This is a genomic window from Methylomonas sp. (genome assembly GCF_023228165.1).
Lineage (GTDB): Bacteria > Pseudomonadota > Gammaproteobacteria > Methylococcales > Methylomonadaceae > Methylomonas.
In genome coordinates this window covers 20,299-32,119 of the sequence record NZ_JALOBS010000046.1, presented here as the reverse complement: position 1 = coordinate 32,119, position 11,821 = coordinate 20,299, and the positions used below count along the sequence as shown (strand labels likewise).

Sequence of the window (11,821 nt, the reverse complement as noted above, 5' to 3'; positions counted from 1 at the left end):
ACCGGTTTCGCTGTAAAAATAACTGCATTCGAGTAGTTCAAGCGATTTTTCTCGAGCGAATTCGACGATGGCTTTACCCAAAAAATGCTCGGAGCCATACTCGGCGGAGGCCGCCAGCGTGGCCAGCCTGAGATCATCAAACTCGGGCAGATTGAATATTTCACTGACTTTAGGCTTACCTTCGGTAATGGTGCCGGTTTTATCAAAAACGATGGCGCTGAGCTTGCTGGCCACTTCCAGACTCTCGCCGTTGCGGATATACACGCCTTTTTTGGCCGCCTGACCGGTGCCGACCATGATGGCGGCGGGAGTCGCCAATCCCAGCGCACAGGGGCAAGCAATCAACAACACGGTAATAGCATTGCCAAAGGCAACCGAGAACGGTGCCCCGACCAACAGCCATCCGGCCAATGTCGCGACGGATACCCCCATTACCGAGGGCACAAACACAGCCGAAATTTTATCAACCTGTTTTTGAATCGGCAGCTTGGCGGCTTGGGCTTGATCGACCATATGGACGATACCGGCCAATACAGTATCCATACCCACTGCCGTAGTCTCCACGTGCAATACCCCATTGCCGTTGACGCAGCCGCCGATTACGGCATTAGCAACTGTTTTAACCACGGGCATGCTTTCGCCGGTCACCATCGATTCATCCACCGTCGACAGGCCGAATATGACTTTACCATCGGTCGGAATACGTTCGCCTGGACGCACCAGCACAATATCACCGACCACTACCTCGTCGACGTCCACAAGCCTTTCCAATCCGTCTCTCAACAGGGTAGCCGTTTGCGGCTGTAGGTCCACCAACCTGCGGATGGCTTCGCCGGCTTTACCTTTGGCGCGTTCTTCCAGAAAACGGCCTAATAAGACGAAAGTAATGATTGCCGCCGCCGCTTCGAAATAGACATGGCCGCTACGGCGTAATAATGAAGTCACACTATAGCCATAAGCCGATCCCACACCCAGAGCTATCAAGGTATCCATATTGGCTGCGCGTTGCTTGGCCAACCGATAGGCCTTGCCGAAAAACTGGTTGCCGGTGCCGAATACTACCGGGGTTGTTAACAAAAACTGAAACCAGTGCATCCAGCGCGACACTTTCATCGTCATCGCCACACCGACCACGGGTACGGTCAAAAGCCCTGCCCATACAAATCGACGCCGGGCTGAGTCAATTCGCTGCTGCTCCTTTTCGATTAGCTGCCTTCTTTGCGATAAGGTATCCACCAATAAAGCGCCGTAGCCGAGCTTTTCTATTTGTTCCACCACATCGTTTTTACTGAGCTGTCCCTGCACATTAACGGTTTGAGTGGCGAAATTGACACTAGCTGTTTTGACACGCGCATCCCTGTTTAGCACCATTTCGATCAACAACGCGCAGGATGCGCAACTCATGCCCTCCACGGCCAAATCTATATCCTGCACCGGTCCGTCGAAATGCTTTTTGCGGTCTTTTTTGAGGGTTGGCTGCTTTTGGGCAATATTTCCCAACACGGCATCCAACAAAATCAACAGATTCTTTTTGGGCAAGCGGCGGCTGTCAAACTCGATGGCTACCGAACCGATCTGGAATACCGATCGGACACTGGTGATTTCCGAGCGCTTTTTCAACAATATTTCAAAAATATAACCGCGTTCCGGGTCCTTTTTCAGTACCGCCGTAAGAATGCGAATACGGTTTTTTAATTGATGCTGAAGTTGAAAATGCTTGAAGGTGGGCGTATCGGAATCCATGATTTTCTCTGAACAGTGACTAAACAGACTGGCCGCGCAAAATGGCGCCGCCAGCCCGAAAAACTATTTAGGTTTGCGTGAGCGCACAAGCAGGAAGAACAAATAAAACGTCGCCATCCACTCGTAACGATGCACCAAAGGTTTTACCAGCCATTGGGTGGTAATGCGATTCCAATGTACTTTGATCAAATACAAAATCAAAATATCGTTTAAAAAATCGATGACGGCTTTTTCCGGATTTTTGAATAAGGCGCCGGGACCTTTACTACTCAACTTGCCAATCACTTTGGCGGCTTGAGCGGTTTCCTTGGCGGCGGTTATTTTTTCGTCCAGCCAACGGTTAATTTTGCTGGTTTTAAGTTTCTGTTTCAGGCCAAACCGCGATTTTTTGGCACCGTCCACAATGGCCTGAGGCTTAAACCATCCCTGCTGTTCCAACTCAGCCAGTTCGGCAAATAATTGCTTCGCTAATTCGATAAAACGGCAAACGCTTTCATCATAACGAATCGATAATTTGCCGGAGCGACGAAACAACCTGACGGATGATACGCCCTTGATCGCTGCAATTTTATCGGTAAGCAATTTTACGACTTCCGCCTGCGTGGCACGTGCCGGGACCTGAAAGCGAACATGGCCTTCGCTGCGATAACGCACTAAAAATTCTTTTTGAATAGCCATAATTAATAGTATGCAAAAACAAAACGGGCGAACCCGGCAAGCAGGTACGCCCGTTTCAGATTAAACGTCAACCAGTTTTAACTTCAACCAGTTCAATTATTTCATTACTCAGGCGTGAACTATTTATCCTCTTTTGCCTCGGCAACAATATCTTCCAGGTTTTCTTTTTGATTTAGAATAAAGTCTTTGCCGGCATCTATGGTTTTGTTGGCACTGGCAATGATATCTTTTCTATATTTATAAACAAAAAAACCGGCAACCATGCCTAGGCCGAAAACCAATACTGGATGTTTAGCCGCTTTACTCATAAGTTTTCCCCCGGTGCTGACCGTTGCAGTCGCCAATGTGCCAGCCATCACTTGCTTGCCCATGGACATACTTTTAGAATCGTGATTGTGTGCCATCGCTTAAATACCTTTTAGTGCTTGATCAATGGTTGTTGGTGTTTTCAGGTGTTTCCGATACCACTTGCTCTTCATGCAACATATGATAAATACCTTTACAGCCTTCGCAGCAGAATTTTTTATCGCCATCCGTGGTTTTAAGTTCAAATCCTTCCACTTCGACGTCCAAGCCGCAAAGATCGCACTGAATTTGTTTATCACTCATTGTCAATATAAGCCCAACTTCTCAAGAAAACCCTAGGTAATGCGGTAAGTATTATAGCTTTCCGCCCATCCAAAACAACCATAAGCTGCAAATAAACGCTGCCGGCTACAAAAACAGCCAAGCAATTCTATGTTTTGGGACTTTATAATCAGCGCAACAAACGCTGCTGCGCATCAATAGCCGGCTTAACTGCAGTAGCCCGATTGGAAGCTTTCATCAAAGCAATTCTTAAAGCCCCTGTCAGGCTGGCGCTCAACCCCAGGCGCATGGCAAGTGCCGGTACTAAAATCATAGAAGTTAATGCCAACCCCGCTCCCAACACCAAGGCACCGGTATTGATTTGTTCAGCTGTTACCGCATAGTTTGAAGCAATTAATTCTTGAGCCATTTTTTAAACCTCGAGGAGAGTGCAAAACATTTACAGACTCAAGCAGGATAAATGCCAAAATACAAGCCATTGAATTTATTAGAATATTTAATTTAACCGCTATCAAAAACCCATAAAACCAAGGGATATAACCGAGTTTTTTAAGCTAAATAACACAGTTTATTTTAAGGCCGCTACATTACCTAACGCTGTGGGCCGCGCTGAATATGCCTTTTCGAAGCCGAGCCAATCGCTGCATGCGCTAGGTCGGAGCAACGCGGCCATCGTCAATCAGGCGCATCCCAGTCCGCCACCGCCACGCCCCGCTGTTGCTGTTGTAAATACAGCCGGGTCAATCCGGAAAAATCGCCGGGATTCGCTTTAATAAAACGCCGTTGCCAGTCGCTGCCGGTCTGTTGGTTCGACAGACGTTGGCGGATAACATCCAGATAGGCGCGGGCATCGTCGGTATCGATGCCCAGGGACAACAAACCCGCTTGCGCGCGCGGCAGCAACTCATCTTGAATTAACGTCGCCAAACGCTGTTTATGTTCGCCAAACCAGACCACATGACTGTCCAGACCGTGGCGGGCGGCTTGGTAAAAATTATCCTTGGCCTGCGCAAATGGCAAATCGGCCTGCCCATCGGCGCGCTGCTCCGCCAGGTTTTTCACCAAACCATAAAAAAAGGCGGCATTGGCAATCGCATCCAGTACGGTCGGGCCGGCGGCGGGCACCCGGTGTTCGATACGAATATGCGGGGTACCGTCATCATCAAACCCCACCAAAGGCCGGTTCCAGCGCCATATAGTGCCGTTATGCAGCCTGAGATGAGAAAATGCCGCCGCCTCGTCATCAAATGCTTCGGGCAGCAAGATCGGAAAATGCTGTAGATTTTCCACAAAACACTCCAGAATCGACTGCCGGGCATAATCGGAGCCGAAACTGACCCGGTGCAACGGCCCTTCCGCCGCCCCCCGATAACCGCCCAGGGCGATCGCCTGCTCAAACATCGGGATACGAGTCTCGGCCCATAAGTCCTTACCGAACAAATACGGCGCATTGGCGCATAAGGCCACCATCGCCGCGGATGCTTGCATCGAGGCGTTGTAGACATGATGCGCCATGCTTAAAGGGCATTGTATGTGCAATTGAAACGAGGTCGTCGCCGCTTCCAGCATCACATCGTGATGCTCGACCCTCAAGTGCTCGTGGCCGCATATATCCAGCACAATCGGTTTGCCGCGATTTTCCAATACCTGCCGGTTCAACACCCGGTAACGATTCATATTGGACATATTGCCGAGATTAAGCTGATGTTGCAGCAGGGTCGGCAAGGTACCTATCATCAACAGATGCAAATCCATCCGCCGGGCATGCTGTTCGGCCTGCCGCCAGGTAACACCGAGATTTTGATGCATAAGCCCCAACGCATTCGCCGTTAAGGTCTGTGGCGGTGTGTTTAGCTCCACATTGAATTTAGCCAGCTCGGGGCCGGCCATGGGGTTATTAAAGGTTTGCAGATAGGCCTCGTTAAGCGAAGCCGGCTGCATGTCATCGTGCAGCAGCCAGGCTTCGATTTCGAATCCAGCTACCGGCGGGGCCTCGGAAATGGCCTGTTGGTGTATCATTTTGGCCAGCAACGCGGTTTCCGCGCTTAGGTGTTGTTGAAAATGCCGATAGTCGACATCCCGATATGCCGTGGTTTGAATTTCTTGACCCATATTGGCCGCTACTCACTATCCGCCGATAAAAGTCAGATAGTAGGTGGGATAAACGGCAGGGTCAATCTTACCGTTCAGTCGACCGTCAATCAGGCAAACAAGCTCAATAAACCATTAGCGGCAATCGCCCTGCCCGCTTCTATCTCGTCAACGATATTCTGAGATTCATTTACAGCACCATCCAGCGGCTCGCCGTCGACTCCCCGGCGTTGAGTCCGCTCGCCGGCCATCTGGAAGAAGTTTTGGCCACTCTGTCTTTGATCCGATTGTTGCTGGGAAACATTCACGTCCGCCAGATTCAGCTGTTGTCCACTCAACATTTCCCGCAATTTGGGAATGGCCGCTTCTATGGCTTCTTTAACCGCCAAATGCTGAGCGGTAAACGCCACGGAAGCTTGATCATGGTTGACATCGATTTTGACCAAAATCGGCCCCAGGTGTTCGGGGTTTAAGCGCAATTGTACGGACGGCATATCTTGCTTGTGCATCCAAATCAATTTATCGCCCAACTCCTGTTGCCAAGCCGAATCGCCGAACGGCTTTTGCATGGCGGGTTGATTGGTGGGCAATGGGGTAGCCGATTCGCTACGCACCGCGCTGTTCATCCTGGCGAGATCGCGGCAATGCCGGATGACGACGCTTTAACGTCTTGGCTATCTGCCACCCCTAAATTGGGATCGGGTTTTAAATCCAACCCGGGTTTGTCCTGCTGAGTCTGTCCGTCTGTTCCCTGTTTCGCCATCATGGCGGATATACTGCGATCAAATCCTACCCCCAACTCATCCGGTTTTCCGGCCGCATCGGCAGCAACCTCTTGCGCTTTAGCGCCCTGAACGAGCAAGGGCGCCGGCTTTTTGGCATCCGCTAACATCCCGGCGATGTCCGAGCCATCGCTACCCGACTCCGCGGCGTCATTTCCATCCACCGGCACACTAATCGGCATGGGCGGCGGATTATTGGCAAGCGCGGCCTCATCCAACGCCTCTTGCTGTAAATCCGTCGACGACATGCCTTGCTGATCCGTACCGATCAACGGCGATTGTAGTGCGTTTTGGTCGGCCTCCAACTGTTGAAGCTGTTGCATGACATCCGCCAAGGTTTTCAGAGTTTCTTCCAGATCGATGTCCTGAGCAGACTTGTTTGCCGCTGCCGGCAGATTTTTTCCGAATAAAGCGGCAAAGTCTTGCAACCCGCCATTGGCGGAAGCGTCATCCATCAGGGACTGAATGGCGGACATATCGGGGCTGCCGCCGCTCTGTAACAGGCCTAGTTGCTCCATCAAAGCCGAGGCAAACCCGCCTTTATCGCCGGCTCCGCCCAATAAACCCTGCTGGATATTGCCGAGGCCTTCCGAACCGGACAACATGGACAATAGATTCGCAGCTTGAATATTCATGACATTTCTCCCACACTTTTTACTTTATCAAGCACTATTCGCGCCATCCTTTCTGGCCGAGCGGGCCGCGCGTGCATCTTGTTCGTTTTGCTCGCGCTTGTTCTCTAGCTTCAATTCGTCCGCCACCGCTATTTCGTTAAGTTTTTCCAAACTTTTGGTCCGCTGATGACGTTCTTCCCATTTACTTTGGGCACGTTGAAACTCCCTTTCCTGTACCAGCACCGCCTGCCGCTGACCTTCTATGGCTTTATCCAATTTTTCGGCGAAGGCACGAAACTCCAGCAACTGACTAACATTCATACCGAGCTGCTGGCGATCGGCCAGCTTGGCCAGATATTCCTGCCGATAGACCTTTAAATGCTCCAGTTGTTTTTGCTGCTCTTGCAAGTGTTGCTGACAGCGACCCATCACCTGCAAGGCATCCTTTTCCTGCAATACATGCAGCTCGACTATGCTTTGCAACCGCTGCGATCGTTTCATCCGGTGGCCAATAATTGCGCTAATTCATTCAGGCTACGGCTCATATCCACTGCCTCATCCATATTTTGCTGTAAAAATTCCAGTATGGCCGGATGCTTGGCGATAGCCTTATCGATACGCGGATCGGAGCCGCTTCGATACGCCCCCACACTGATCAAATCTTTATTTTGCTGGTAAGTCGAATACAAACGGCGTAATTCACGGGCCATCTGTAAATGTTCGGCTTCGACAATATCCGGCATGACCCGGCTGATAGACGCTTCAATGTCGATGGCGGGATAATGGCCCGCTTCCCCCAAGGTTCTGGATAGCACCACGTGTCCGTCCAACACCCCGCGGGCTGCGTCGGCAATCGGGTCGTTGGTATCGTCTCCTTCGGCCAGTACGGTATAAAAAGCCGTAATCGAGCCGCCGCCGACATCGCCGTTGCCGGCCCGCTCGACCAACTGGGGCAATTTGGCAAATACCGACGGTGGGTAGCCCTTGGTGGCGGGCGGCTCGTCGATAGCCAGGGCGATTTCCCGGTAAGCCTGCGCGTAACGAGTCAGGGAATCCATCAGTAGCAGCACATCCAAACCCTGATCGCGAAAATATTCGGCGATACAGGTAGCGCGCAAGGCTCCATGCACTCGCATCAGCGGCGAGTCATCCGCCGGACAAGCCACCACCACTGCCCGTTTCAGCCCTTCTTCACCTAAAATCTTCAGCACAAACTCGTTGACCTCCCGGCCCCGCTCGCCTATCAAGCCCACCACGACCACATCGGCATTGGTAAATTTAGTCATCATCCCCAGCAATACGCTCTTACCCACCCCGGTGCCGGCAAACAAACCCATCCGCTGCCCGCGACCGACACTCAGTACGGAATTGATAGCTCTAACCCCCACATCCAGCGCTTCGCGAATCGGTTTTCTGGATAAAGGATTAATGGTAGTGCCCGCCAGAGAAATTTTGGCGTCGGTCTCTAGCCGACCTTTGCTATCCAAAGGTTTACCGGCGCCATCGATGACCCGGCCCAATAAACCGAACCCGACGTTGGCCAGACTATTTTTCCCCAAGGGCACCACTCTGCAACCCGGATCCAACCCTTGCGTATCGCCGGTGGGCATTAAAAACAAGCGCCCGCCGGAAAAGCCCACCACTTCGGCACCAATACTTTTACCGCTTTTCGTGATGACTTGACATAAAGAGCCTATGGCCGCTCGGCAACCTTCCGCCTCTAACGTCAATCCCACCATGCGGGATAATTTACCTTCCACCACCAACTCCGGCGGCTCGCCTAAGCGTTCCCGATACGGTTTTAAACGTTCCAGCCAGATGGCATTACGGTTGGCCGTCGGAATCATCGAGTCGCATCCTGTTGCCGGTCTCCGCCCAGTACGGTGGCAATCACGGCCGCCAGGCGTTTTTCCAAAGTGGCATCAACATTGGAAACATCGGTTTCAAGCGTACAACCGCCACGGGTGATCAAGGGGTTATCCTGCAGGCGCCAGGGCGGGGGATTTTCATCCAGTTTCAACACCGAGCGCACTAAATCGGCATCTTCCGGATGCAGGTTCAAAGTGATTTTTTGGGTGGCGAGAGGCAGCACACTGACCGCCTCGCGGATTACCCCAACTATTTGGCCGGGGTCGAGTTTTATTTCCCGGCGGATGATCTGGCTGGCAATCGCAATCACCAGCTTGACCAGTTCATTTTCGACTTCCTCATCCAGGTATTTGAAAGGTTCCGCCAATGATTCGAGTAACAGATTCAATTCCGCCAATTGCTTTTGTAACAAATGCTGACTCTCTTCATAGCCTTTTTTGTGCCCGGCTTCGAAACCCTGTTTTTCACCTTGTTCAAACCCCTGCTTGGAGCCTTGTTCAAACCCCTGTTGCCGGCCTTGCTCAAATGCCTCGTCGTAAGCCTGTTTCTGCATGGCCTCGATTTCATCGACCGTCAAAACCTGAGTAGCTTGCTCTACTTCGACGTTCTCAGAACGCGGAGCGCCAAAAACCTCCAGATCTTTCCAGGTGTCCAGCGCGTCCAGTTCGGCCGAGGAAAATTTGGAGCCTTTATTAGACGAACTCATCGCCACCGCCACCGCCTAGCGCTAACTCGCCGGCATCGGACAAACGTTTGGCAATAGACAGGATATCTTTTTGGGCCGTCTCGACTTCACTGAGCCGTGCAGGCGGCGCCGCTTCCAGATCGTCCCGCAACATTTCCGCGGCGCGCCGGGACATGTTGGCGAAGATTTTGTCGCGTAATCCGCCGTCCACGCCACGTAAGGCCAACAACAGTTGATCGGTCGACACTTCCCGCAACAGGGTTTGGATGCCGCGGTCGTCGACATTGACCAAATCGCCGAACACGAACATTTTGTCTTGTATGCGTTGCGCCAAATCGGCATTGTTTTCGTTGATGTCCTGCATCATCGGTTCGCTGATGGCGCTTTCGATAAAGTTCAGAATATTGGCCGCTGCATCGACACCACCGATTTGCGAGGATTTGACGCCATCGCTGCCGGTCAATTGTTTTTCCATAATATCGTCGAGTTCGCGTAAAGCCGCCGGCTGCACCCCTTCCAGTGTGGCAATACGCATCAAAATGTCCGAGCGCATGTTTTGCGGCAGCAGCGTCAACACATCGGCGGCCTGATCGGGATCCAACAAGGTCAAAATGATGGAGATAATTTGCGGATGCTCCAAGCGGATCAGGTCGGCAATTGAACGGGTGTCCATCCACTTCAGTTGTTCGATACCTTTACTGTTGGCACCCAGCAAAATCCGGTCGATGATGCTACCGGCCTTATCCGCACCCAGCGCATTGGTCAGCATGTCGCGGATATATTCGTCAGAATCCAGCCCCAGACCGGTTTCTTCCTTGATTTCTGTAATGAATTCTTCCAGCACCTGATCAACCATTACCGAGGAAATCGGTCCCAATTGCGCCATGGTGGAACCCACCACCTGCACTTCTTTCGGCCCCATGTGCTTGAGCACTCTGGCCGCCCTATCCTGTCCGACCGCCAATAGCAAAAGCGATGCCCGTTGAGAATGCGAAAAGTCAATATTTTTCTCAGCCATCTTCTTTTAACCAGGTTTTAATTACTTGGGCGACCAGTTTAGGATCTTCGTCTATCAATTTCTGCACGTATTCCAAGCGTTTTTCATAACTTTGCGGCGCTTCCAGCAACAGCAAGTCTTCAGCACCGCCGGAAATACCCAACACTTCGCCGGTTTCCTCATTTACTTTGACCGCGACAGGTTTGCCGTTTTCATCGAAACGCACCACACCACCCATTTTTTCGGCGGCCAACCGGGCTTCCTCCAACAATCTGAGCTGCTCTTCTTTATCATCCTTACCAATCAAAGTGGCAAATACCGGGCGTAATACCTTGAAGATCAAAAGTAGCAGTACCGCCGCCGCAATCAACATTTTCATAACATCCATGAACCAGGGTTTTTCCCAGAAAGGTTCGGAAATATCTTCCAGGGCCTCGGGCGCTCTAAAGGCTACATTGGTTACGGTGACCTGGTCGCCACGACTGCTATCGTAGCCTACCGCTTGCTTAACCAAGTCGCGCAATTGATTTAAATCTTCCAGCGAATAAGGCTGCCGGGTAAAGTTGCCGTCGACAGTAACATGTTTATCGTCCACCACCACGGCCACGGACAAGCGCCGCAAAGCACCGGCCGCCAACCGGGTGTGGGTGATGGTTTTATCCAGCTCGTAGTTGCGGGTAGCGCTTTTGCTGCTGGACCCCACTTCGGTATTGGCCGGTTTTTCCTGACCGCTGGCCACCTCGGGCGCCACACCGGTAGGCGGCGGTTGATTGGATAGCGCACCCGGTACGCCTTGCACCTTGGACTGGGAGTTTACATCTTCCTGGGTTTGCTCGCTACGCAAAGCGGGCAAATCGGGGTTGAACATTTCCTGGGTTTTTTCGGTGACGGTAAAATCGACATCCGCCGATATTTGCGCCCGCATGCCATCGTTACCAACCAGCGGAGTCAATATGTTTTCGATGCGTCCGCGTAAATGTTCCTCGATATTCTTTTTATACTCGAACTGTTTCGAGGTCAACGAAATGTCTTCGGGGCTATCCTTGCTATTCAGTAATCGGCCTTTTTGATCGACCACGGTAACCTGTCCGGCTTCCATCAAAGGTACGCTGGAAGCTACCAAATGCACGATGGATTCGACTTGCTCCTTTTCCAGTGCACGGCCTTGATATAACTCCACCACTACCGAGGCACTGGGTTTTTTACGTTCCCGCACGAAGACCGATTGCACCGGCAAGGCCAGTAGCACTTTAGCTGATCTGATGTTTTGTATGGTTTGGATGGTCAACGCAATCTCACCTTCCAAGGCCCGCTGAAAACGCATCATTTCGACGTTTTTGCTGGAACCGAAACCATTGTCTTTATCCAGCATTTCGTAGCCGAGGCTGGTGCTGCGCGGCAGACCTTGCGCTGCCAGTTTGAGTTTGAGCTCTCTTGAGTTACCCGCGGGCACCATCACGGCACCGGTGGTGGGTTCAACCTTGTATTCCACGCCCATTTTATCCAGCGCTTCAACGATTTCCGCGGCATCTTTTTCGGCGATACCGGAAAATAACAAATCGTAATTGGGCGCCTGCGCCCACATCACTACGGCCAGACCGATGGCTACGCTAACAGCCAACGCCAGCATCATGCCGATCTGCCGACCGGGCGACAGCTTCATCAAGCCTTTTAAAGCAGGATGTATGTTATTGTCGTTCGGCTTGGCACCTTGCGGCTGGGCTTCGACTGGAAAATTATTGTTTGCTTCGCTCATGGCTCAAAAGTATAGCGC

The 11,821-nt window shown here is 51.7% G+C and carries 13 protein-coding genes; all 13 read right to left on the bottom strand.

All coding sequences use genetic code 11. From position 1 onward, the window contains the following. Nucleotides 1-1,743, bottom strand: a 1,743-nt coding sequence (locus M0R33_RS22365; RefSeq protein WP_292574184.1) for an HAD-IC family P-type ATPase, incomplete at its 3' end; no start/stop codon positions are given. A gap of 63 nt (nucleotides 1,744-1,806) precedes the next feature. Then, entirely contained in the window at nucleotides 1,807-2,421 is a 615-nt protein-coding gene (locus M0R33_RS22360; protein WP_292574183.1) for a hypothetical protein, read from the bottom strand. A 119-nt stretch (nucleotides 2,422-2,540) separates the two neighbouring features. Further along, nucleotides 2,541-2,825 carry a hypothetical protein gene (locus M0R33_RS22355; protein ID WP_292574182.1) on the bottom strand — a complete coding sequence of 95 codons (285 nt, stop codon included), beginning with the start codon at nucleotides 2,823-2,825 and terminating at the stop codon, nucleotides 2,541-2,543. Nucleotides 2,826-2,850: 25 nt separating this feature from the next. After that, complete coding sequence (locus M0R33_RS22350; protein ID WP_292574181.1) at nucleotides 2,851-3,030, bottom strand: heavy metal translocating P-type ATPase metal-binding domain-containing protein; 180 nt, start codon at nucleotides 3,028-3,030, stop codon at nucleotides 2,851-2,853. Nucleotides 3,031-3,178: 148 nt separating this feature from the next. Further along, complete coding sequence (locus M0R33_RS22345) at nucleotides 3,179-3,418, bottom strand: hypothetical protein (RefSeq protein WP_292574180.1); 240 nt, start codon at nucleotides 3,416-3,418, stop codon at nucleotides 3,179-3,181. Between the two features lie 266 nt (nucleotides 3,419-3,684). Next, nucleotides 3,685-5,121: a glutamate--cysteine ligase gene (locus tag M0R33_RS22340; RefSeq protein WP_292574179.1), complete on the bottom strand. Its 1,437-nt coding sequence runs from the start codon at nucleotides 5,119-5,121 to the stop codon at nucleotides 3,685-3,687. Between the two features lie 89 nt (nucleotides 5,122-5,210). Further along, nucleotides 5,211-5,726 carry a flagellar hook-length control protein FliK gene (locus tag M0R33_RS22335; RefSeq protein WP_292574178.1) on the bottom strand — a complete coding sequence of 172 codons (516 nt, stop codon included), beginning with the start codon at nucleotides 5,724-5,726 and terminating at the stop codon, nucleotides 5,211-5,213. Beyond that, nucleotides 5,723-6,517, bottom strand: a complete 795-nt coding sequence (locus tag M0R33_RS22330) for a hypothetical protein (protein ID WP_292574177.1) — start codon at nucleotides 6,515-6,517, stop codon at nucleotides 5,723-5,725. The genes M0R33_RS22335 and M0R33_RS22330 overlap by 4 nt, the downstream gene beginning before the upstream one ends. Before the next feature lie 27 nt (nucleotides 6,518-6,544). Then, nucleotides 6,545-6,997: a flagellar export protein FliJ gene (gene fliJ / locus M0R33_RS22325; protein ID WP_292574176.1), complete on the bottom strand. Its 453-nt coding sequence runs from the start codon at nucleotides 6,995-6,997 to the stop codon at nucleotides 6,545-6,547. Further along, entirely contained in the window at nucleotides 6,994-8,343 is a 1,350-nt protein-coding gene (fliI, locus tag M0R33_RS22320; protein ID WP_292574175.1) for a flagellar protein export ATPase FliI, read from the bottom strand. Before fliI ends, fliJ begins: the two co-directional genes overlap by 4 nt. Beyond that, complete coding sequence (locus M0R33_RS22315) at nucleotides 8,340-9,071, bottom strand: flagellar assembly protein FliH (protein ID WP_292574174.1); 732 nt, start codon at nucleotides 9,069-9,071, stop codon at nucleotides 8,340-8,342. The genes fliI and M0R33_RS22315 overlap by 4 nt, the downstream gene beginning before the upstream one ends. Next, a complete protein-coding gene (gene fliG, locus M0R33_RS22310; RefSeq protein WP_292574173.1) occupies nucleotides 9,058-10,068 on the bottom strand; it encodes a flagellar motor switch protein FliG in 1,011 nt (336 codons plus the stop codon). The genes M0R33_RS22315 and fliG overlap by 14 nt, the downstream gene beginning before the upstream one ends. After that, nucleotides 10,061-11,803 (bottom strand): flagellar basal-body MS-ring/collar protein FliF, encoded by a 1,743-nt coding sequence (fliF, locus tag M0R33_RS22305; protein ID WP_292574172.1) that lies wholly within the window; start codon nucleotides 11,801-11,803, stop codon nucleotides 10,061-10,063. Before fliF ends, fliG begins: the two co-directional genes overlap by 8 nt. Nucleotides 11,804-11,821 lie beyond the last annotated feature (18 nt).